Annotated in this window: 23 protein-coding genes and 2 pseudogenes; 14 read left to right on the top strand and 11 right to left on the bottom strand. The window is 58.9% G+C overall.

The features are described from left to right. Window positions 1-14 precede the first annotated feature (14 nt). A pseudogene (locus tag ACQQZ8_RS02050) lies at window positions 15-443 on the top strand (integrase core domain-containing protein); the annotation flags it as partial. Window positions 444-611: 168 nt separating this feature from the next. On the opposite strand, the gene ACQQZ8_RS02045 reads toward ACQQZ8_RS02050, so the two are convergent. The 3 genes from ACQQZ8_RS02045 to ACQQZ8_RS02035 all read right to left on the bottom strand — a co-directional run bounded on the left by ACQQZ8_RS02045 (window position 612) and on the right by ACQQZ8_RS02035 (window position 3,532). Next, the gene (locus tag ACQQZ8_RS02045) at window positions 612-1,424 is read right to left on the bottom strand and encodes an AAA family ATPase (protein WP_105553695.1); all 813 of its coding nucleotides are present in this window, start codon (window positions 1,422-1,424) and stop codon (window positions 612-614) included. Next, complete coding sequence (locus ACQQZ8_RS02040) at window positions 1,424-2,866, bottom strand: Mu transposase C-terminal domain-containing protein (RefSeq protein WP_431711069.1); 1,443 nt, start codon at window positions 2,864-2,866, stop codon at window positions 1,424-1,426. Before ACQQZ8_RS02040 ends, ACQQZ8_RS02045 begins: the two co-directional genes overlap by 1 nt. Before the next feature lie 72 nt (window positions 2,867-2,938). Then, complete coding sequence (locus tag ACQQZ8_RS02035) at window positions 2,939-3,532, bottom strand: recombinase family protein (protein WP_035762867.1); 594 nt, start codon at window positions 3,530-3,532, stop codon at window positions 2,939-2,941. A 431-nt stretch (window positions 3,533-3,963) separates the two neighbouring features. Here ACQQZ8_RS02035 and ACQQZ8_RS02030 point away from each other — a divergent pair, with 431 nt between their 5' ends. Beyond that, on the top strand, window positions 3,964-4,797 hold the full coding sequence (locus tag ACQQZ8_RS02030; RefSeq protein ID WP_431711068.1) for an IS5 family transposase: 834 nt from the start codon (window positions 3,964-3,966) through the stop codon (window positions 4,795-4,797). 30 nt (window positions 4,798-4,827) lie between these two features. Here the strand turns inward: ACQQZ8_RS02030 and merA are convergent, their stop codons facing one another. After that, window positions 4,828-6,258: a mercury(II) reductase gene (merA, locus tag ACQQZ8_RS02025; protein WP_431492716.1), complete on the bottom strand. Its 1,431-nt coding sequence runs from the start codon at window positions 6,256-6,258 to the stop codon at window positions 4,828-4,830. Window positions 6,259-6,365: 107 nt separating this feature from the next. Between merA and ACQQZ8_RS02020 the strand changes: the two genes are divergently transcribed. Continuing rightward, on the top strand, window positions 6,366-6,755 hold the full coding sequence (locus ACQQZ8_RS02020; RefSeq protein WP_133835017.1) for a heavy metal-responsive transcriptional regulator: 390 nt from the start codon (window positions 6,366-6,368) through the stop codon (window positions 6,753-6,755). A gap of 154 nt (window positions 6,756-6,909) precedes the next feature. Further along, window positions 6,910-7,902, top strand: a complete 993-nt coding sequence (locus ACQQZ8_RS02015) for an arsenic resistance protein (RefSeq protein ID WP_431711067.1) — start codon at window positions 6,910-6,912, stop codon at window positions 7,900-7,902. 208 nt (window positions 7,903-8,110) lie between these two features. Here ACQQZ8_RS02015 and ACQQZ8_RS02010 read toward each other — a convergent pair whose 3' ends face one another. Continuing rightward, window positions 8,111-8,455, bottom strand: a complete 345-nt coding sequence (locus ACQQZ8_RS02010; protein WP_417374357.1) for a hypothetical protein — start codon at window positions 8,453-8,455, stop codon at window positions 8,111-8,113. Window positions 8,456-8,662: 207 nt separating this feature from the next. On the opposite strand from ACQQZ8_RS02010, the gene ACQQZ8_RS02005 reads away from it, so the two are divergent. Next, window positions 8,663-9,427: an IS6-like element IS6100 family transposase gene (locus ACQQZ8_RS02005; protein WP_001389365.1), complete on the top strand. Its 765-nt coding sequence runs from the start codon at window positions 8,663-8,665 to the stop codon at window positions 9,425-9,427. Between the two features lie 39 nt (window positions 9,428-9,466). Here the strand turns inward: ACQQZ8_RS02005 and intI1 are convergent. Next, window positions 9,467-9,988, bottom strand: a pseudogene (intI1, locus tag ACQQZ8_RS02000) (class 1 integron integrase IntI1); the annotation flags it as partial. 156 nt (window positions 9,989-10,144) lie between these two features. Here intI1 and dfrA1 point away from each other — a divergent pair. The 5 genes from dfrA1 (at window position 10,145) to ACQQZ8_RS01975 (ending at window position 13,481) form a co-directional block, all read left to right on the top strand. Further along, window positions 10,145-10,618, top strand: a complete 474-nt coding sequence (gene dfrA1, locus ACQQZ8_RS01995; RefSeq protein ID WP_000777554.1) for a trimethoprim-resistant dihydrofolate reductase DfrA1 — start codon at window positions 10,145-10,147, stop codon at window positions 10,616-10,618. Window positions 10,619-10,710: 92 nt separating this feature from the next. Further along, window positions 10,711-11,556, top strand: coding sequence for an ANT(3'')-Ia family aminoglycoside nucleotidyltransferase AadA11 (locus ACQQZ8_RS01990; RefSeq protein WP_048608579.1), 846 nt, complete (start codon window positions 10,711-10,713; stop codon window positions 11,554-11,556). Window positions 11,557-11,672: 116 nt separating this feature from the next. Beyond that, window positions 11,673-12,020 carry a quaternary ammonium compound efflux SMR transporter QacE delta 1 gene (locus tag ACQQZ8_RS01985; RefSeq protein WP_000679427.1) on the top strand — a complete coding sequence of 116 codons (348 nt, stop codon included), beginning with the start codon at window positions 11,673-11,675 and terminating at the stop codon, window positions 12,018-12,020. Beyond that, the gene (sul1, locus tag ACQQZ8_RS01980) at window positions 12,014-12,853 is read left to right on the top strand and encodes a sulfonamide-resistant dihydropteroate synthase Sul1 (RefSeq protein ID WP_000259031.1); all 840 of its coding nucleotides are present in this window, start codon (window positions 12,014-12,016) and stop codon (window positions 12,851-12,853) included. Before ACQQZ8_RS01985 ends, sul1 begins: the two co-directional genes overlap by 7 nt. A gap of 127 nt (window positions 12,854-12,980) precedes the next feature. Continuing rightward, window positions 12,981-13,481, top strand: coding sequence for a GNAT family N-acetyltransferase (locus ACQQZ8_RS01975; RefSeq protein WP_000376623.1), 501 nt, complete (start codon window positions 12,981-12,983; stop codon window positions 13,479-13,481). Here the strand turns inward: ACQQZ8_RS01975 and ACQQZ8_RS01970 are convergent. Continuing rightward, window positions 13,464-13,604 carry a hypothetical protein gene (locus ACQQZ8_RS01970; protein WP_004152787.1) on the bottom strand — a complete coding sequence of 47 codons (141 nt, stop codon included), beginning with the start codon at window positions 13,602-13,604 and terminating at the stop codon, window positions 13,464-13,466. The genes ACQQZ8_RS01975 and ACQQZ8_RS01970 overlap by 18 nt on opposite strands. A gap of 383 nt (window positions 13,605-13,987) precedes the next feature. Between ACQQZ8_RS01970 and ACQQZ8_RS01965 the strand changes: the two genes are divergently transcribed. Continuing rightward, on the top strand, window positions 13,988-14,752 hold the full coding sequence (locus tag ACQQZ8_RS01965) for an IS6-like element IS6100 family transposase (protein WP_001389365.1): 765 nt from the start codon (window positions 13,988-13,990) through the stop codon (window positions 14,750-14,752). A gap of 225 nt (window positions 14,753-14,977) precedes the next feature. Further along, window positions 14,978-15,346, top strand: coding sequence for a Cd(II)/Pb(II)-sensing metalloregulatory transcriptional regulator CmtR (gene cmtR / locus ACQQZ8_RS01960; RefSeq protein ID WP_430267893.1), 369 nt, complete (start codon window positions 14,978-14,980; stop codon window positions 15,344-15,346). Between the two features lie 167 nt (window positions 15,347-15,513). On the opposite strand, the gene ACQQZ8_RS01955 is transcribed toward cmtR, so the two are convergent. Genes ACQQZ8_RS01955 through ACQQZ8_RS01945 form a run of 3 tightly spaced genes read right to left on the bottom strand, consistent with a single transcriptional unit; the run spans window position 15,514 to window position 17,753 of the window. Beyond that, entirely contained in the window at window positions 15,514-16,503 is a 990-nt protein-coding gene (locus ACQQZ8_RS01955) for an IS481-like element IS5564 family transposase (protein WP_012359994.1), read from the bottom strand. After that, the gene (cmx, locus tag ACQQZ8_RS01950) at window positions 16,503-17,678 is read right to left on the bottom strand and encodes a chloramphenicol efflux MFS transporter Cmx (RefSeq protein ID WP_431711066.1); all 1,176 of its coding nucleotides are present in this window, start codon (window positions 17,676-17,678) and stop codon (window positions 16,503-16,505) included. Before cmx ends, ACQQZ8_RS01955 begins: the two co-directional genes overlap by 1 nt. A gap of 21 nt (window positions 17,679-17,699) precedes the next feature. Beyond that, entirely contained in the window at window positions 17,700-17,753 is a 54-nt protein-coding gene (locus tag ACQQZ8_RS01945) for a chloramphenicol resistance leader peptide (RefSeq protein ID WP_011113070.1), read from the bottom strand. Between the two features lie 306 nt (window positions 17,754-18,059). Here ACQQZ8_RS01945 and ACQQZ8_RS01940 point away from each other — a divergent pair, with 306 nt between their 5' ends. Both ACQQZ8_RS01940 and ACQQZ8_RS01935 read left to right on the top strand, forming a co-directional pair. Continuing rightward, window positions 18,060-19,727, top strand: a complete 1,668-nt coding sequence (locus tag ACQQZ8_RS01940) for a heavy metal translocating P-type ATPase (protein ID WP_431711065.1) — start codon at window positions 18,060-18,062, stop codon at window positions 19,725-19,727. Between the two features lie 253 nt (window positions 19,728-19,980). Beyond that, window positions 19,981-20,478, top strand: a complete 498-nt coding sequence (locus tag ACQQZ8_RS01935; RefSeq protein ID WP_430267891.1) for a universal stress protein — start codon at window positions 19,981-19,983, stop codon at window positions 20,476-20,478. Between the two features lie 81 nt (window positions 20,479-20,559). Here ACQQZ8_RS01935 and trxB read toward each other — a convergent pair whose 3' ends face one another. Continuing rightward, window positions 20,560-21,546: a thioredoxin-disulfide reductase gene (gene trxB, locus ACQQZ8_RS01930; RefSeq protein ID WP_430267890.1), complete on the bottom strand. Its 987-nt coding sequence runs from the start codon at window positions 21,544-21,546 to the stop codon at window positions 20,560-20,562. Between the last annotated feature and the right edge of the window lies 1 nt (window position 21,547).

Genomic DNA, 21,547 nt, shown 5'->3' with positions numbered 1-21,547 from the left:
TCAGCAGACCCAGTTTGCGTAGCGGAACATTCGGTTCAGTAGAAATGTTTCTCGCATCCAAGGGAAGCCTGCCGATCACTGGTCTACCAGGAAGACCTACGACTCAGGGGAAGAACGAACGTTAACACCGTACGTTGCAACGTTTCTTGACGGCGAACAAGCCACAGAATCTGGCCGATGTGCAGAGGCTACTGAAACACTATCGTGAGCATTGCAACAAACGTAGACCGCGTCAATCCTTGAACCAAGCGACCCCACAGGCTGCTTGGGAGCTGCTGGAACATACACCAGCGACCGAACCGATTCACTTATCAGTGTTGGAAGCGGAAGTCGCCGAATATCTCAGTAAACGTCGATTGGCCCAGTCTTCGGTCAGTAGGCTGGATGTGGTGGTGTCGAAGTTGGGTGAAATCATGAAAAGCACTCATGACGAATTGGATCCAGTGCCCTTGCCCTACGTGTCAGGGTTGAACGGTACCAACGCCTCACAGCAAACCCACCCCAGCGCGTAGGGTCTCGCAATCCAACGGTTGTAAGACGTCTCGCCACGCATCGCTACTTTGTGATTGTTAACTTCGTTTGGCGGTTTCTGCGCACCTAATATTGGCGGTTCAACTGATTCCGATCACTAGCGTGGATCGCGCAGCTTCAACAACATCATCGGTAATCGTGTCCAGCTCATTGATTTTCATGACTCGCTGCATCTGTGTGAAGAGTCGATCGATCAGCCGGAAATTACCGCGGGTGATACGGGCGATCGCCGCGACAGCTTGCGTATCGGTGAAGTCCTCCAAGTCCAGAGTTTTTCCGAGGGCACGCCACTTTCGTTGCAGAACGAAATGCAGTTCATCCTGAGCAAGCGGACGGTACTCGTGAGCAAAACCAACACGGCTATAGAGCTGAGGGTATCGACTGAACTGCTTTTCGATGCCAGGCATCCCAATCAGCATCAGCGCGATATTGTTCCTGTCATACCTATCTCGTAGCACTTCTAAGGCAGTGGCGTTGAGTCGCTCCGACTCGTCGACGATGATCAGCTCAACATGCTTGTCTTGATTCATCGGGCCCGTCGTGGCACCTAAAGTATCGAGATGTTGATGGATACAGATCGAGGTCCGGGTGGTGACCAGAGAGAGTTCATCCTTGATTTGCTTAGGCGTCGTCAGAACCCCTGGGGTGAAGAAGACGGTCCGCGTTTTGGCCAGATCCTTGTAGATCTGGAGGTCACTGTCCTCCCGTCGGCCCCATTCCTCTATTAACGCCTCGGCTTTCGGGCTCCAGTTGGCATAACGTTTAGCCGATAGGGTTTTGCCAATTCCAGCTTGTCCATAGCAGACCCCGATAGTCCGCTGCCGACGCACCGCATTGGCGAACTCAGTGAAGCGGCGGTGCTCCTTCGTTGCGATAAAAGTTGTTGGTCCCATTACTCGTCCTCCGCGTAAGTGCGCAGCTTCGTTTTCTTGGTTCGGTGGACCGCCGGATCAGGCTGGGGTGCCTCCGTGGTTGGTTGCCCGGCCGGTAGAAATTCCGCGACGGTGGCGATTCGTTCATTGATTTGTCCGCGCAGCTGACGCTTTCGTGCAGAGCGTGCTTTCTGGATGTCCTTAAAGGTCATGATGGATCGTTCGTGCGTGGGATCCACAGCTTTGCAGATGTGCTGGCCACGATGAAAGACCTGAATCTCGGCAACGTCTCGCGGGTCGTAGCGAAGGATGACGGATTCTCCGACATAGGCAGCCAGCAAGGGAGATATGTAGCGTAGCCCTTGGAAGTGCACCCCATCGCGGTGGACGATTCGAGGTTTGGCGACCGTGAGCAGCAGCAGGTTCAGTTCATCGATGGATTCAGGCAGACGCGGCAACCAGCCGTTGCCCTGCCACGCTTTTTGAGGTGTTTCTTTGATCTCTTGGTGTTCACGCTGGTGGTAATTCTGCCCAATGAACTCACCTAGCGCCGTGTCCAGTTCACTAATCGATAGTCCGGGTTTGGGATTGCGTACGTTGTGCAAGTAACCCGGTAGCCGGGCCAAAAGCTCGGTATTTAACGTACCGAAGAAACGCTCAATCTTTCCTCTGCCCTGTGGCCGGGCTACTGCAGAGAAAGTGATTTCGAAGTGCAGGTCTCTGGCGGCCTGCGCCATGTGGTGGCTCGTGAAATCGGTTCCGTGGTCCACGTAGAGCACATCAGGGATTCCGCACATCGGCCAATCAGCTGTCTTTTTGGGCCAGATCGCCTCACGCAACGCCAATGCCGTATTCAAGGATGAGGGAGCACCGGTGAAGATCATGTACCCGCACAGGGCTCGCGAGTAATCATCCATGATCGTGGTGAGCCACGGGCGAACCGGCCGATGACCAGTGTCAAAAACCAGAATGTCTAGCTCGGTATGATCAGCCTGCCACACCGCGTTCGGACGTTCGGCGCGGCGGCGCCAGACCAGTTCGTACTTATCGCGGTACACCGCCGCGCCTTGCTGCGCCAGTGTCATCATCCCGGGATCTATCTCGCCGACAATCGAGCGGATGGTTGAGTAGGAAACCGGTGCCCATCCCTGGTGGAGCGCCACCTTGTTAGCTTGCTGGTGGATGGCTGCCGTCGTCCTGGGCAGTTTAGCTAAGGCGAGGCCTTCGACCAGCTTCACGAAGTCGCTGGGCATCCGGCGTCCGCGTTTGCCCTGTGCCACCGGTTCCAGACCAGGCTTCCCCTGGAGCTTGAAGCTCTGGTGCCATCGCTGCAGTGTCCTCAGGCCGATATGGTGTTCCTCAGCCAAGACCGTCAGCGGCACTCCGTCTTCGACGTGTTGCCGCAGTATTTCCCAGCGTGCCGTTGCCTTGATCAGGCCGCTGTAAGAGGTTCCTGCTTTCACGGTACTGCTGCCATTCTGGTTTTGTCCCAGCGGTGCGTCCCTGCGCGGTTCGCTTCGCCGGGACATGGCCGATCACAGGCTCTTGACAGAGGCGGATTCTTGGCCCAAGTGGCGGTAGAACGTCGCGCGGCTCCAGCCAACCAGACGTGCTGCGTCTTCGGCGGTGCGTCCCCTGGCGCGGGCATCTTTGGCGATCGCGAGCTTATCGGCAATCACCGCCGGGTCAGAGACCGGCCGGCCGAAACGGGTTCCGGATTGCCGGGCGGCAGCAATGCCGGCATTGACTCGTTCAACGATCAGCTCGCGCTCGTACTCGGCCAACGAGGCCAGCATGTTCAGCATCATCCGCCCGGTCGACGTGGCCGGGTCGATCCCATCGGAAATGGAGCGGACATTCACCCCGCGCTCGCGCAAGAGGTTCACGGTGTTCAAAACATCGATCAGGGATCGCCCGAGCCGGTCTACTCGCCAGACCACCACGGTGTCCCCGGACTGCGCGTACTCGAGCAGTTTCTTCATCCCGGGCCGCTCAATCGCGCTCCGGCTGCCGGACGTCACATCGGCGAACACGTCGCGTTTCTGCACCCCCGCTGCAGCAAGAGCGTCGAGTTGCAAGGCCGCGTCTTGGCTCGAAGTGCTCACTCGTGTGTATCCCAAATGCCTCACCTGCCCAGTGTGACTCAAAAACCCCTGTGCGGCAAGCAGGTAAGACGTTTTACGTTGGGACGAGTTTATAAGACAAATACAGCCCGCGTTTTCCAAGTATTTGATGAGACAAGTTTCTACTCTAGGTAGCGTCTCAAAAAGCTTTAGGTTTTCAAGACGCCTCGCGACCGTCAGCGGTTGGTCTGACCGCTTTCCCCTTTTGGTAGGTGCGCCACTGCGGCTATAGTGCAGCGAACACCTGAGATTGAATCACCCGAAGTCCTCTGCTTCAGGTGGGTTTCGCTTAGACATCGCGCCAATAGAAGCACCGAAACCATATTTACTATTATTGACGGCGTAATTAACCAAGTCAGCTACGTCATTAATCTATAAAGCAGGCACGGACAGTGTTAAACAAGGTTTGTCGAGAACCGTTTACACAAGAAGGTCACGTGCCTGCACTTCCATCATCCATCATGACCCCCTTATGGAGTCAATTCCAGTCCCTTATCCCGCAGAACGTGGACACCCATCCATGGGGATGCCACCGACCACGGATCAGCGACAGGATCATCTTCGAAAAACTCATCCAAGTCCTCGTGCTTGGTGCCTCTTACGAGAAAATCAGCGACTCCACCTGCTCAGCCACCACGATCAGACGCCGCCGGGATGAATGGATCAGCGCAGGAATCTTCGAGAATTTGGAACTGATCGCGCTGGAATCCTACGACAAGCTCATCGGCCTGGACCTGAAAGATCTGGTCGTGGACGGATGTCTGGTCAAAGCCCCGTGCGGCGGCCAAGCCGCCGGGAAATCCCCGGTCGATCGCGGAAAACAAGGCACTAAACGCTCCTTGCTCGTCGAGGGCAAAGGACTACCGCTTGGTTGCGTTGTCGCCGAAGCCAACCGGAATGATTCGCCACTGCTACGCCCTACGCTGGAGCAACTGCGCCGTATCGAGCACCTCTTGCCGCAGCGGATCACCGTGCATCTGGATGCCGGCTATGACAGCCGGAAAACCCGCGACCTGCTCGAAGAGCTCGGGTGCGACTATGTGATCAGCACCAAGGGCGAACCCTTGCAGGCCGGTGCCCGGTGGGTGGTGGAACGGACCAATTCCTGGCACAACCGTGGTTTCAAGAAGCTAGCGATCTGCACCGAGGTGAAGACCAAGGTGATTGATGCCTTGATCAGTTTGGCTAACACGATCATCGTGATTCGTCGGTTGATCGCCGAGAGCTGGGTGAAATACCGATGGGATTCACGACCTAAACGAAAGCCTTAATGACGAGTGGCTCTCTATTGGCGCGATCTCTTAGGCGCAGCAGGACAGTTTGGCGATGTCGGTGGTGAAGGCCTTGGCGGCGATCCTGATGCCCTCGGCCATCGTCAGGTAGGGGCTCCAGGCGGCGGCGACCTGTGCGGTGGTCATCCCCGCTTCGAGGATGTAGACGCCGGCGGCGGCCAGTTCTCCGGCGTCCCTGGCGACGGCGGAAATGCCCAGGATCCGTCCGGTGCCGAGCTCGGCGACGACCTTGATGAAGCCGCGGGTGTCGCGGTTGACCACGGCTCGCGGCACGTACTCCAGGGGCAGGACCCGGCACTCGCAGCGGATCCCGGCAGCGACGGCTTCCTTCTCCGTCATGCCGACCGACCCGATGGCGGGACTGGTGAAGGTGACCCGGGGCAGGTGCCGGTAGTCAACCTCGGCGACGGCGTCGGTGAGCGCATTGTCCACGGCCAGGGCGCCGTGGGCCGCGGCGACGTAAACGAACTCCCGGTGTCCGGCCACGTCCCCGGCAGCCCAAATGCGCGGGTTGGACGTGGCCAGGCGGGAATCAATCACGATCTCGCCCGTGGCGCCGGTCTTCACGCCGACGGCGTCAAGATTCAACCCGTCGATGACGGGGCGTCGGCCTGTGGCCACCAGGAGCCGGGATGCCCGGAACGTTTCCCTGCCGCCGGCCACGGATGCCGAGACCAGGACCCCTCCGTTGGCGTGATCGCGCTCCACAGTCTCCGCGGAGGCCCGCCGGACCACCCGGATCCCCTCGTCGGCAAAAACTTCGGCCAATGCCTTGGATGCCTCCGGTTCCTCCTGCGAGGCCAGCCGGGAACGGACCAGCATGGTCACCCGGGAACCGAGCCGGGAGAAAAGCTGCGCCATTTCCAGGGCAACATAGCCCCCGCCCATGATCAGCATTGATTCGGGGACCTCGTCCAGTTCCATCGCCGTCGTCGAGGTCAGGTACCCTGTCTCGTCCAGTCCAGGGACGGGAGGCGTCCAGGGGGCGGAGCCGGTGGCCACGAGATAGTGGTCGGCCTCGATCGTTTTTTCGGCACCGTCCGGGGAGGCGACCCGGAGTCGGGGTTCGTCCTGGGTTCCGGTGAACGAGGCCTCCCCTTCGAGCATGGTCCACCCGTGGTCGGCGGCCAGTTCAATGTACTTTTCCGTTCGCATGCTTTCCACCAGCGCGGCCTTGCTCTGGATCAGGGCCGGCATGTCCACCGGGCCCGCCGAGGCCGCCACCCCGGGGAAGCGGGCCGCGTCCAACGCCACGTGGCGGGCCTCCGCGGCGGCCAGGAGTGCTTTTGAGGGCACGCATCCGGTGTTCACGCATGTCCCGCCCACGGTGCCACGCTCCACCATCACGACGCGCTTGCCCAGTCCGGTGGCCCGGATCGCGGCCGCGAACGCGCCGCCCCCGGAACCAACAATCGCCAGATCGAACCGTTCGTTTGTCATTCCAGCTACCTCTTCCCTGTAGTGCAAAACTTCCTATGCACCATCATGAACCTTCCAGTACAGTGGAAGGTCAAGTGCGGTGACCACTGAAAGGGGAGTCAGCGAACATGAGAATCGGACAACTTGCGCAAGCGACCGGAACCACGACCAAGACCCTGCGCTTCTACGAGGATTCGGGGTTGCTTCCTCCGGCCGAGCGTCTGGCTTCCGGCTACCGGGACTACAGCGACGGTGCCGTGGGGCTGGTCGGGTTCATCCACCGCGGCCAGGCCGCCGGGCTCACCCTCGCCCAGATCCGGCAGATCCTGAAGATCCGCGAACACGGCCAGGCCCCGTGCTCGCACGTCCAAGGCCTGCTGGGGTTGCGGCTCAGGGAGCTCGATGCCCAGATCGCCGAGCTGCTGGTCCTCCGGGAAAGCATTTCCCAGCTCCACGCAAAGGCGAGGGATCCGGAGCCGGACTCCTGCTCCGCCGACCAGGTCTGCCGCTACATCTGAGTGGCAGACCTGGTCGGATGGTGTCGCGGGGTGACGCCCAGCGGCACCCCGCGGGGCCATGAACGCGAAATGCCCCGGTCCCGCAGTCGGTTCACCGTCCTTCACCACGGTCACTCGGGCATCAACTCCTGCTCGACCGCCCGCGTCGCCTAACATGGGCATGGTGAAAACCCAGAACCTCATTGCACGGATGGAACACCACCAGATCGGCCTGTACCTCGTGGCCATCCTTATCGGCGGCGGCGTCGGGTTCCTTGCCCCCGGCTCGGCCGGAGCATTGGAACACTCGATCAACCCGGTCCTCGGGCTGCTGCTCTACGCAACGTTCCTGGGCATCCCGTTCGCCTCCATCGGCAAGGCCGCCAAGGACCTGCGGTTCATGGGAACCGTGCTGGTGCTGAACTTCATCGTGGTCCCCGTCGTAGTGTTCGGACTGACCCGCTTCATCGCCGGGGACCAGGCCCTGCTGCTCGGGGTGCTGCTGGTCCTGCTGACCCCCTGCATCGACTACGTCATCGTGTTCACCGGCCTGGCCGGCGGGGCCAGCGACAGGCTGCTGGCCGCCGCCCCGGTCTTGATGCTGCTCCAGATGCTGCTGCCCCTCTACCTGCTGCTTTTCGTCGGCCCCGACGTGGCCTCGGCCATCGACCCCGCACCCTTCGTCGAGGCCCTCATCGTCTTGATCCTCATTCCCCTGACGGCGGCAACCCTGACACAGGCGCTGGCGCGCAAGGCCGCGGCGGGCAGGATCATCATGGACATCATGCAGGCTCTGATGGTTCCCCTGATGATGGTGACCCTGGCGGTGGTCGTCGGTTCACAAATCACCGGAGTCGGCCAGGAAGTTGGCTCGCTGCTGGCGGTGGTGCCGCTTTACGCTGCGTTCCTGTTGGTGATGGTGCCGCTGGGAATGCTGGCGGCCAGATGGGCACGTCTCGATGTCGCCGCCACGCGTGCAGTCGTATTTAGCGGCGCGACCCGCAATTCACTGGTCGTGCTCCCGCTCGCCCTCGCCTTGCCCGAACCTCTGGCCCTGGCCGCATTGGTCGTGGTCACCCAGACGCTTGTCGAGCTCATCGGCATGGTCCTCTTCGTCAGGTTTCTGCCCCGGATCATTCGGACTGAACAACACCGTCAACCAGCCTAATTTTGCCCATCCGGGCCACTGCCGCCAAACAATGCCGTGGTTTAACCGCCGCCCCAAGTTGATAGTCACAGCGTGTCACGCAACAAAACAGTTAGGGCCTAAAACGGTCGTTATCGGTCGGCGCTCGTCGGCGGCAGAGCTGCATCGAGCACCTGCCCGATGCGGGTGCGCTCCTCGGTGTCGGCATCCGGGCCGTCCACGTCGTGACTCACTGGGGATCGTCGTACCAGCGCACGACGCCGTTGGCTGCGTGCGCTTCGCGCAGCGCGGCCGAGGCGGCATCGAACGCTGCGGCGGCACGGTGCAGCTCTGCCGCCGTGGTGACGGTGCCAGTTGCGCCGTCGCCGCGCCCGTCCTCGCCGTTGTAGTGCGTCCCGTCGACGACGCGCTCATGCCAGGCCGCGAGCTGGCCGAGCATGGGTACGTCGACGCCGACATACCTCCCGAACTGCGCACCGGCCGTACGCCTCAGTACAGCGTGCAGCGCCGTCGCGTCATCGAGGACGCGGGCGCGTTCTTCGCCTGGCTGGCCGAATAGCCGACCCTCTCTCATCCCCGCCCGCCTCCGTTATCGGAGCAGGAATCGGACCATCCGCACGATGATGCGGATAACGAGGTACGCGGCCGCCACGAGGACGACGGCACCGCCGAGAATCAGCCAGGGCAGCAGCTCGTAACTCACCTCTCTGCCCTCCTATAGGCTCTGTTGCAAAAATCGTGAAGCTTGAGCATGCTTGGCGGAGATTGGACGGACGGAACGATGACGGATTTCAAGTGGCGCCATTTCCAGGGTGATGTGATCCTGTGGGCGGTGCGCTGGTATTGTCGCTATCCGATCAGCTATCGCGACCTTGAGGAAATGCTGGCGGAACGCGGCATTTCGGTCGACCATACGACGATCTATCGCTGGGTCCAGTGCTACGCCCCGGAGATGGAGAAGCGGCTGCGCTGGTTCTGGCGGCGTGGCTTTGATCCGAGCTGGCGCCTGGATGAAACCTACGTCAAGGTGCGGGGCAAGTGGACCTACCTGTACCGGGCAGTCGACAAGCGGGGCGACACGATCGATTTCTACCTGTCGCCGACCCGCAGCGCCAAGGCAGCGAAGCGGTTCCTGGGCAAGGCCCTGCGAGGCCTGAAGCACTGGGAAAAGCCTGCCACGCTCAATACCGACAAAGCGCCGAGCTATGGTGCAGCGATCACCGAATTGAAGCGCGAAGGAAAGCTGGACCGGGAGACGGCCCACCGGCAGGTGAAGTATCTCAATAACGTGATCGAGGCCGATCACGGAAAGCTCAAGATACTGATCAAGCCGGTGCGCGGTTTCAAATCGATCCCCACGGCCTATGCCACGATCAAGGGATTCGAAGTCATGCGAGCCCTGCGCAAAGGACAGGCTCGCCCCTGGTGCCTGCAGCCCGGCATCAGGGGCGAGGTGCGCCTTGTGGAGAGAGCTTTTGGCATTGGGCCCTCGGCGCTGACGGAGGCCATGGGCATGCTCAACCACCATTTCGCAGCAGCCGCCTGATCGGCGCAGAGCGACAGCCTACCTCTGACTGCCGCCAATCTTTGCAACAGAGCCCTCCCGCACGATGATCGTGCCGTGATCGAAATCCAGATCCTTGACCCGCAGTTGCAAACCCTCACTGATCCGCATGCCCGTTCCATACAGAAGCTGGGCGAACAAACGATGCTCGCCTTCCAGAAAACCGAGGATGCGAACCACTTCATCCGGGGTCAGCACCACCGGCAAGCGCCGCGACGGCCGAGGTCTTCCGATCTCCTGAAGCCAGGGCAGATCCGTGCACAGCACCTTGCCGTAGAAGAACAGCAAGGCCGCCAATGCCTGACGATGCGTGGAGACCGAAACCTTGCGCTCGTTCGCCAGCCAGGACAGAAATGCCTCGACTTCGCTGCTGCCCAAGGTTGCCGGGTGACGCACACCGTGGAAACGGATGAAGGCACGAACCCAGTGGACATAAGCCTGTTCGGTTCGTAAGCTATAATGCAAGTAGCGTATGCGCTCACGCAACTGGTCCAGAACCTTGACCGAACGCAGCGGTGGTAACGGCGCAGTGGCGGTTTTCATGGCTTGTTATGACTGTTTTTTTGTACAGTCTATGCCTCGGGCATCCAAGCAGCAAGCGCGTTACGCCGTGGGTCGATGTTTGATGTTATGGAGCAGCAACGATGTTACGCAGCAGGGCAGTCGCCCTAAAACAAAGTTAACCTCTGAGGAAGAATTGTGAAACTATCACTAATGGTAGCTATATCGAAGAATGGAGTTATCGGGAATGGCCCTGATATTCCATGGAGTGCCAAAGGTGAACAGCTCCTGTTTAAAGCTATTACCTATAACCAATGGCTGTTGGTTGGACGCAAGACTTTTGAATCAATGGGAGCATTACCCAACCGAAAGTATGCGGTCGTAACACGTTCAAGTTTTACATCTGACAATGAGAACGTATTGATCTTTCCATCAATTAAAGATGCTTTAACCAACCTAAAGAAAATAACGGATCATGTCATTGTTTCAGGTGGTGGGGAGATATACAAAAGCCTGATCGATCAAGTAGATACACTACATATATCTACAATAGACATCGAGCCGGAAGGTGATGTTTACTTTCCTGAAATCCCCAGCAATTTTAGGCCAGTTTTTACCCAAGACTTCGCCTCTAACATAAATTATAGTTACCAAATCTGGCAAAAGGGTTAACAAGTGGCAGCAACGGATTCGCAAACCTGTCACGCCTTTTGTGCCAAAAGCCGCGCCAGGTTTGCGATCCGCTGTGCCAGGCGTTAGACATCATGAGTAACGCAGTACCCGCCGAGATTTCGGTACAGCTATCACTGGCTCTCAACGCCATCGAGCGTCATCTGGAATCAACGTTGCTGGCCGTGCATTTGTACGGCTCTGCACTGGACGGTGGCCTGAAGCCATACAGTGATATTGATTTGCTGGTTACTGTGGCTGCACAGCTCGATGAGACTGTCCGACAAGCCCTGGTCGTAGATCTCTTGGAAATTTCTGCCTCCCCTGGCCAAAGTGAGGCTCTCCGCGCCTTGGAAGTTACCATCGTCGTGCATGGTGATGTTGTCCCTTGGCGTTATCCGGCCAGACGGGAACTGCAATTCGGGGAGTGGCAGCGTAAGGACATTCTTGCGGGCATCTTCGAGCCCGCCACAACCGATGTTGATCTGGCTATTCTGCTAACTAAAGTAAGGCAGCATAGCCTTGCATTGGCAGGTTCGGCCGCAGAGGATTTCTTTAACCCAGTTCCGGAAGGCGATCTATTCAAGGCATTGAGCGACACTCTGAAACTATGGAATTCGCAGCCGGATTGGGAAGGCGATGAGCGGAATGTAGTGCTTACCTTGTCTCGCATTTGGTACAGCGCAGCAACCGGCAAGATCGCACCGAAGGATATCGTTGCCAACTGGGCAATTGAGCGTCTGCCAGATCAACATAAGCCCGTACTGCTTGAAGCCCGGCAGGCTTATCTTGGACAAGGAGAAGATTGCTTGGCCTCACGCGCGGATCAGTTGGCGGCGTTCGTTCACTTCGTGAAACATGAAGCCACTAAATTGCTTGGTGCCATGCCAGTGATGTCTAACAATTCATTCAAGCCGAACCCGCTTCGCGGGTCGGCTTAATTCAGGTGTTAGATGCACTAAGCACATAATTGCTCACAGCCAAACTATCAGGTCAAGTCTGCTTTTATTATTTTTAAGCGTGCATAATAAGCCCTACACAAATTGGGAGATATATCATGAAAGGCTGGCTTTTTCTTGTTATCGCAATAGTTGGCGAAGTAATCGCAACATCCGCATTAAAATCTAGCGAGGGCTTTACTAAGCTTGCCCCTTCCGCCGTTGTCATAATCGGTTATGGCATCGCATTTTATTTTCTTTCTCTGGTTCTGAAATCCATCCCTGTCGGTGTTGCTTATGCAGTCTGGTCGGGACTCGGCGTCGTCATAATTACAGCCATTGCCTGGTTGCTTCATGGGCAAAAGCTTGATGCGTGGGGCTTTGTAGGTATGGGGCTCATAATTGCTGCCTTTTTGCTCGCCCGATCCCCATCGTGGAAGTCGCTGCGGAGGCCGACGCCATGGTGACGGTGTTCGGCATTCTGAATCTCACCGAGGACTCCTTCTTCGATGAGAGCCGGCGGCTAGACCCCGCCGGCGCTGTCACCGCGGCGATCGAAATGCTGCGAGTCGGATCAGACGTCGTGGATGTCGGACCGGCCGCCAGCCATCCGGACGCGAGGCCTGTATCGCCGGCCGATGAGATCAGACGTATTGCGCCGCTCTTAGACGCCCTGTCCGATCAGATGCACCGTGTTTCAATCGACAGCTTCCAACCGGAAACCCAGCGCTATGCGCTCAAGCGCGGCGTGGGCTACCTGAACGATATCCAAGGATTTCCTGACCCTGCGCTCTATCCCGATATTGCTGAGGCGGACTGCAGGCTGGTGGTTATGCACTCAGCGCAGCGGGATGGCATCGCCACCCGCACCGGTCACCTTCGACCCGAAGACGCGCTCGACGAGATTGTGCGGTTCTTCGAGGCGCGGGTTTCCGCCTTGCGACGGAGCGGGGTCGCTGCCGACCGGCTCATCCTCGATCCGGGGATGGGATTTTTCTTGAGCCCCGCACCGGAAACATCGCTGCACGTGCTGTCGAACCTTCAAAAGCTGAAGTCGGCGTTGGGGCTTCCGCTATTGGTCTCGGTGTCGCGGAAATCCTTCTTGGGCGCCACCGTTGGCCTTCCTGTAAAGGATCTGGGTCCAGCGAGCCTTGCGGCGGAACTTCACGCGATCGGCAATGGCGCTGACTACGTCCGCACCCACGCGCCTGGAGATCTGCGAAGCGCAATCACCTTCTCGGAAACCCTCGCGAAATTTCGCAGTCGCGACGCCAGAGACCGAGGGTTAGATCATGCCTAGCATTCACCTTCCGGCCGCCCGCTAGCGGACCCTGGTCAGGTTCCGCGAAGGTGGGCGCAGACATGCTGGGCTCGTCAGGATCAAACTGCACTATGAGGCGGCGGTTCATACCGCGCCAGGGGAGCGAATGGACAGCGAGGAGCCTCCGAACGTTCGGGTCGCCTGCTCGGGTGATATCGACGAGGTTGTGCGGCTGATGCACGACGCTGCGGCGTGGATGTCCGCCAAGGGAACGCCCGCCTGGGACGTCGCGCGGATCGACCGGACATTCGCGGAGACCTTCGTCCTGAGATCCGAGCTCCTAGTCGCGAGTTGCAGCGACGGCATCGTCGGCTGTTGCACCTTGTCGGCCGAGGATCCCGAGTTCTGGCCCGACGCCCTCAAGGGGGAGGCCGCATATCTGCACAAGCTCGCGGTGCGACGGACACATGCGGGCCGGGGTGTCAGCTCCGCGCTGATCGAGGCTTGCCGCCATGCCGCGCGAACGCAGGGGTGCGCCAAGCTGCGGCTCGACTGCCACCCGAACCTGCGTGGCCTATACGAGCGGCTCGGATTCACCCACGTCGACACTTTCAATCCCGGCTGGGATCCAACCTTCATCGCAGAACGCCTAGAACTCGAAATCTAACGTCCGTTCGGGCATCGAGGTCCATGTCGGGGTGGGACGGGCCCGTGGCTTCAAGATCACTTGCAGTCCGACCGCGATGTCTTGGTTGCGCGAGAGGTTGTCGATATCCTCCACTTCCATCATCAACCCTGGATAATGCCGCCGCCGTCATCGCCGCCGACGCCCGTGCCGGGCTTTTCGGGCCTGTCAGGCTTGCTCGGCCTTCAGCCTGCCTGGGCGAGATCTCCGGCGGACGGATTAACGGCGGAGCTTCGCCGCCTTTCGTGCGTGTGAAGGCCGAAGATAGTTCTCTCAAAAACATCCGTTTATGAGAGATACCAAATGTCATTTTCAGAAGACGACTGCACCAGTTGATTGGGCGTAATGGCTGTTGTGCAGCCAGCTCCTGACAGTTCAATATCAGAAGTGATCTGCACCAATCTCGACTATGCTCAATACTCGTGTGGGCTCTGTTGCAAAAATCGTGAAGCTTGAGCATGCTTGGCGGAGATTGGACGGACGGAACGATGACGGATTTCAAGTGGCGCCATTTCCAGGGTGATGTGATCCTGTGGGCGGTGCGCTGGTATTGTCGCTATCCGATCAGCTATCGCGACCTTGAGGAAATGCTGGCGGAACGCGGCATTTCGGTCGACCATACGACGATCTATCGCTGGGTCCAGTGCTACGCCCCGGAGATGGAGAAGCGGCTGCGCTGGTTCTGGCGGCGTGGCTTTGATCCGAGCTGGCGCCTGGATGAAACCTACGTCAAGGTGCGGGGCAAGTGGACCTACCTGTACCGGGCAGTCGACAAGCGGGGCGACACGATCGATTTCTACCTGTCGCCGACCCGCAGCGCCAAGGCAGCGAAGCGGTTCCTGGGCAAGGCCCTGCGAGGCCTGAAGCACTGGGAAAAGCCTGCCACGCTCAATACCGACAAAGCGCCGAGCTATGGTGCAGCGATCACCGAATTGAAGCGCGAAGGAAAGCTGGACCGGGAGACGGCCCACCGGCAGGTGAAGTATCTCAATAACGTGATCGAGGCCGATCACGGAAAGCTCAAGATACTGATCAAGCCGGTGCGCGGTTTCAAATCGATCCCCACGGCCTATGCCACGATCAAGGGATTCGAAGTCATGCGAGCCCTGCGCAAAGGACAGGCTCGCCCCTGGTGCCTGCAGCCCGGCATCAGGGGCGAGGTGCGCCTTGTGGAGAGAGCTTTTGGCATTGGGCCCTCGGCGCTGACGGAGGCCATGGGCATGCTCAACCACCATTTCGCAGCAGCCGCCTGATCGGCGCAGAGCGACAGCCTACCTCTGACTGCCGCCAATCTTTGCAACAGAGCCATAGAACTGACCCATAGAATATGGAACTGGGTTTTGAACCCCTGTGCGAAAAATTGACCCTTGAATTTTCAACTGAAATGGCGTGATGCAAATCCTTCAGTTTCAGGGTGTCAAAAACGAATGTTTATGACACGAGATCGTCTATACATTATCTACTGTATAGTACAGTTTATGATGAATATTGAATCGCGGATCGAAGCGATGAACCGGCTCGGCCGCGCCATGGCCGACCCCACGCGTTCGCGTATCCTTCTATCTTTGCTGCATGAACCGGGATACCCTGCACAGTTAGCCGAGGACTTGGGGTTGAGTCGGGCGAACGTCTCGAATCACCTGACCTGCTTGCGGGGGTGCGGGATTGTCGTGGCGAAACTCGAGGGACGTAAAACTCGCTACGAAATCACCGACCCGCATCTGACCACGGCACTCAGCGCTCTCGTGGATGTGACCTTAGCCGTCGATGACCAAGTGCCGTGTGTAGATTCTTCCTGTCCGGACTGCACTACCGATAGTTCACTAATAGTCGAGGATAAAGTATGAGTTCCGCGTGCGGTTGTGAATCACCGGAAATCACCGTCGAAATCGAGGAAGAACTGCCCTGGTACCGGGATTGGCATGTGCTCATTCCTATCACCTCTGGCGTTTTCTTCCTCGCCGGCCTCATCCTTGAATGGACCACTTCAAGCGATACCGCTGAAGTAGTAGCCCTAGTTGTGATGTCCAGGGACGTTGTTGAGTCGGTCGAAGGGTACGCCGCCAATCGCAGAGTGGTGTCGGTGGTGGTTGTAGAAGTGGAGCCAGCCGGGCAGCGCCAGGCGTCGTTCGGCCTCTGAACCGTAAAACCTGGCATAGGCCCAGCCGTCCCCGAGCGTGCGGTGGAATCGCTCGATCTTCCCGTTCGTCTGCGGCCGGTAGGGGCGTGTCCGCTTGTGTCGGATGCCGAGCCGAGCGCAGAAGTCCCTCCATGCGTGGGATCTGTATGCCGACCCGTTGTCGGATAGGACTCGCTCGACGGTCACGCCTCGTTCGGCGAACCAGGCCACGGCGCGTTCGAGAACTCCCACCGCTGTGCTCGCCTGCTCATCCGACCAGATTTCTGCGTATGCGACGCGGGAGTGGTCGTCGATGACTGTGTGAACGAACGCCGTCCCGGTGCGCGGCTTGTGATCTTTTCCTCGTGGTAATCCCGGAGTCGCGAGCTTGTTCCGTGCGCCTTGCTGCCGACCTACGTAACGATGTCCACCGCCGTCGGGGATGTTGCCGAACTTCGTGACATCGACATGAATCAACGATCCCGGATGAGGATGCTCATATCGCCGCAATGGCTCGCCAGTGACACGATCGATATGCGAGAGGCGGTTCACGCGGCAACGGACGAGGACCGCGTGAACAGTCGACGTCGAGAGACCAAGTCGCGCAGCGATCTGGGCTGGCCCCAGTCGAAGCCGCCAGCGCAGGTTGATGATCTTCTTCTTGACATGCTCGGGCGTCCTGCCTGGGATCCGGTGCGGCTTGCTGGAGCGATCCTGCATCCCAAACTCACCCTCTTCCCGGTAGCGGCCTGCCCATTTCCGGGCAGTGATCGGGGAGACCATGAACATCTTTGCGGCGATCGTGGCCGGATAGCCGTCTTCGACAATCAGCCGGGCTAACCGGAGACGGGCACGAGGAGTGAGAAGAGCGTTCGGATGGGTCATCAATTGGCCTCCGCCGCGGTCTTCGTAAGCGCGCGTCTGGTGAGAAGCATGATGACGAGAGCGATCGCTGTCAGCACCGAAGCGACCCAAACCGGCGCGAGCAGCCCCAGCCCGGTCGCGAGCCCGAGCGCACCAAGCACGGGCCCCGCTGCAGCTCCGATATTCAATGCTGCGGTTGCGTACGAACCGCCCATCGTTGGCGCACCCGATGCTGCATACAGCACACGCGTGATCAGAGTACTGCCGACGCCGAACGACAGGAATCCCTGAACGAGGACGAGGACGATAAGCGCGACGGGATGAGATGCGACCACTGCCAACACGATCCAGCCTGTCAGCAATAGCGGTCCGCCGACTGCGAGCACGAGGCCAGGTCGTTGATCTGATAGTCGTCCTGCGATCGTGACGCCAAGGAACGATCCGATGCCGAACATCACCAGCGCGACGGACACCCACGCTTCGGCCAAGCCCGCGGTCTCGGTCACGATGGGTGCCAGGAAGGTGAATGCCGCAAAGGTCCCTCCGTTGATCAGCGCTCCGAGTACCATGGCCAGGATGAGCCGCGGCGTCGCCAACTGGCTGAGCTCGACACGGAGCCTTGGTGAGGTCGCGCTAGTCTCGCTCCGACCAACATTGTTCGTGACGCCACGAATGACTCCAACGGCCGCGGGAATACAGAGGATGGCGATCGCCCAGAACGTCGTTCGCCAGCCCAGCGCTGTGCCGAGCAGTGCCCCGGCGGGGACGCCCACGGCGGTTGCGATCGTCGTGCCGGAGAGCAGGATCGACAGTGCACGCCCCTTCTGGTTCGCTGGCACGAGGGTAGTGGCCGTGCTCAGTGCTACGGCGAGGAATCCTGCGTTTGCGAGAGCGCTGAGCACCCGGGTGATGAGCAGGAGAGAGAACACTGGTGTCATCGCTCCGATGACGTGGCTTCCCGCGAACACGAGAAGGCAAACGATCAATGTGAGCCGCGGTGGCCAACGGCGAGCGAATGCCGCCATCACTGGCGCGCCGACGACCATACCGACTGCGAATGCGGAGGTCAGCAGGCCCGCAGTGCCGACCGAGACGTCAAGTTCGGTCGCGATCGCGGGGAGCAATCCCGCGAGCATGAATTCTGAAGTGCCCATGACGAAGACCGCCAGGGCAAGCATGTAGAGGGCAAAAGGCATCGAGTACTCCGAGGTGTGAGATCAAGAAATGGTTCTTCTTGTCACCACGGCCAGCGCCCCGGGTACGCCAGACATACGCCCACACAGATCGTGGGCGTCGTAACTAGTGGTTCAAGGGGCTGGCGGTGTGACCGACAACCCCTGACCTGTCTGATTCGGGACTCGACATGCCCTAAACTCTAACATGCCTTCAATGGCGAGCGGTCTGGACAGATACTTCTTGAATCGGCACGGTGTCATTACGGGCGGGGGCCAGAACAACGTCCCTAGACATCACACCTAGTCTTCTTCTGGATCGGTCTACTGCTCGGCGCATATACCTTTGTTCCTGGCGCCCTTCGCAATCTGTTCTCGAATCGAAAAATCGGTATCGGGCTACTGATGACCATCAGCGCGGTCGGTGCGGTCATCCTGGGCTACGTTGAGGAAGCCGCCGCGCTGGCGTTCTTGTATTCCATCGCTGAAGCCCTTGAAGATAAGGCCATGGACCGTGCACGGTCAGGACTGCGATCCTTACTGAAGCTGGTCCCAGAAACAGCAACGGTCATCCGCGGCGGCATGCCAACCGTTGTCAGCGCATCAGAGATTCGGGTTGGTGATCTCCTGCGTGTGAAGCCAGGAGAACGCCTTGCTACTGACGGGGTGATCAGCCAGGGGTCTAGCAGTTTAGACACCTCGGCGATTACCGGTGAATCCATTCCCGTGGATGTGTCCGTAGGTGACCAGGTCGCCGCCGGTTCAATCAACACTTCAGGATCCATAGAAGTGACCGCTTCAGCCAACGGCACTGATAACTCATTGACTACGCTGGTGAGCCTGGTCGAACAAGCTCAGGCGGAACGCGGTGAGCGAGCTCGTCTAGCCGATCGTATTGCCCGACCGCTTGTTCCTGGGGTGATCGTCCTAGCCGTCCTGGTGGCCATCATCGGTTCTCTTGTGGGTGATCCGGAAACGTGGATCACCCGCGCCCTGGTGGTGCTGGTTGCCGCCTCCCCGTGTGCGATGGCGATCGCTGTTCCCGTGACCGTTGTTTCCGCGATCGGTGCTGCCAGTAAATTTGGGGTCATCATCAAAAGTGGTGCAGCGTTCGAACGTTTAGGTTCACTGCGCCGCATCGCAGTCGATAAGACCGGAACACTGACCCGTAATCAGCCAGCGGTGACTCAGGTTCACGCTGTTGACGGTGTGAGCCAGGATGCTGTGCTCAATGTTGCCGCAGCTCTGGAACACCACAGCACCCACCCCTTGGCTAGGGCCATTAGCTCAGCGGCATCGGCGATCCCTGAAGCAACCGAAGTTGTTGAAGAACCCGGACACGGCATTACTGGTGTACTCAACGGTGTGCCAGTCGCGGTGGGTAGCCCTCGCTGGATCACCCCGGGAACACTCACACCTGCCGTGGAAAGCATGGAAGCATCGGGGCAAACCTGTGTGATGGTGACTCGTGCAGGGCGGGTCATTGGTGTGATCGGTGTGCGCGATGAACTGCGCCCTGAAGCTCCTGAAGCGGTTCGTCACCTGCGTGATCAGGGAATTGACGTGCTCATGCTGACCGGGGATAACGCGCGTACTGCCCATGCGTTGGCTGCTATCGCAGGCATCGACACCGTTCATGCCGAGCTGCGTCCTGAAGACAAAGCTCGTGAAGTCGCTGCGTCGGTGCAGCAGGTTCCAACAGGGATGATTGGTGATGGGATCAACGATGCCCCCGCTTTGGCTACTGCCACGGTGGGTATTGCGATGGGAGCGACCGGTGCTGATGCAGCCATAGAATCGGCTGATGTTGCTTTTACCGGTCATGATCTGAGGTTGATCCCGCAGGCTTTATCTCATGCGCGACGGGGTCGAACCATCATGAATCAGAACATCATCTTGTCCTTAGCTATCATCATTGTTCTGCTACCGCTGGCAGTCACTGGTGTGCTGGGGTTAGCAGCCGTCGTGCTCGTTCATGAGGTAGCCGAGGTCGTGGTGATTGCTAACGGTTTACGCGCGGCTCGCGTTCGCCGGGCACAACTAACCCGACAACCAGATACAGTCTTGACCTAGAAAACTATCGTTAATGCTGTTGAAGGCGGTGCACTGTTCCCAACGGGGAGAATGCACCGCATTCAAATCTAGAAGTCAGCGTCATGTTATTTGTTTGCTACGCCACTTCTTGCTGTAAAAATCGCTATTCGATACGTACAGCCAAAAGGAACGGCATGTAAATCATCGAAGAGGACCTTTTGCGCGGGAGAGTTTTCCGTCATCCTGAGACCACAACGGATGCACTACCTGTCAAAGGCAGTTGGGGGTTGTCATGCTGTCGAACCAGGAGAACTTGGCCGGGCCACTGATCGTGGGGTTCATTCCTCACCAGCATCCCGAGGTTTTGACCTGCGCCACGGATCTTGCGCACCAACTCGGTGTGCCCCTTGTTTTCGCCTACGTGAAACCCGATAGCTATCTCACCGAGTGGGGCTTCAGTAAAAACATCATCAATCGCTCCCTGCATCCTGATGACTTGGATGAAGAGAACACCGTCGACGCCCTGACGCTGTTAGAGACTATCGAAGCGCACATAGTTGGCCGCGACGTGTCGTGGAGATTGCGGATCCTGGCTGGTGAACCGTGGAGAGCGCTCTCTCGGCTTGCAGATGAGTCCTGTGCGTCGATGCTCATTATTGGAACTAGACGAACCTCCGTGAGCTCGCGCATTTCAGTGCTCGTTGGAGAGTCCACCGGTGCGCACCTGGCCGCGTACCAGCAGCGTCCGCTCTTGATCGTTCCACCCGCGCACAGACGGCACGACCACTAACCCCAAACAATTTCACAGAGTCGGGGGAAACCGGAGCCGCGGCCAATTCACCGGCCGGCCCCACCTCTTCTGCCCAGAGAGTTAGACGAGCTGCGCAGACTTATCAGTTGTCGTGTCCGTCGTTTCCCCAGCGGCCAAATAATGGGTGACGTCCAAGGCCGCAACGCAACCGGACCCCGCGGCCGTAATTGCTTGACGGTAGGTAGGGTCAATGACATCCCCGGCAGCAAAGACACCAGCGACAGAGGTTTTCGAGGTACGGGCCTCGACAGCGATCGTTCCCGCAGAGGTCAGTTCTAGCTGATCTTTGACCAGGTCGGTGCGGGGGTCGTTGCCAATCGCAACAAATACACCGGTGACCGCTAAGCGACTCGATGCTCCGGTGCGCAGATTTTCAATCTGCAATCCGGTGACTTTCTCGTCTCCGTCGATATCGGTGACAGTGCTATCCCACAAGAATTCGATCTTGGGATGGGCTAGAGCCCGGTCGCCCATGATTTTGGAGGCACGCAGTGTGTCACGGCGATGCACGACGGTCACCTTGGCAGCAAACTTGGTGAGGAACAAGGCTTCTTCCATCGCCGAATCACCACCGCCAATGACAGCGATTTCTTGATTGCGGAAGAAGAACCCATCACAGGTGGCGCAGGACGATACACCGTGGCCAGTCAGGCGCTGCTCATTGGAGACACCCAAAGTGCGGTAGGCCGAACCTGTGGACAGGATGACAGTGCGGGCACGATAAGTCTGCCCGTTGGCGGCCGTCACCTTCTTCACTTCGCCATCCAACTCAACGTGAGTCACGTCATCGAAGAGAATTTCAGCGCCGAAACGTTCAGCCTGCTTCTGCATATTGTCCATCAGGACGGGCCCCATGATGCCGTCGGTGAATCCCGGAAAGTTTTCAACCTCCGTGGTGTTCATGAGTTCGCCGCCGGCGGTGACTGAACCGGCAATGACCAAAGGTGCCAAATCTGCGCGGGCGGTATAGATCGCCGCGGTGTATCCGGCAGGGCCTGAGCCGATAATGATGACGTTGCGGATGGCTTCAGTAGAGTCAACGCTCATG

It is taken from the genome of Glutamicibacter uratoxydans (genome assembly GCF_050753455.1).
GTDB lineage: Bacteria > Actinomycetota > Actinomycetes > Actinomycetales > Micrococcaceae > Glutamicibacter > Glutamicibacter uratoxydans_A.
This window is presented reverse-complemented; position numbering and strand designations above follow the sequence as displayed.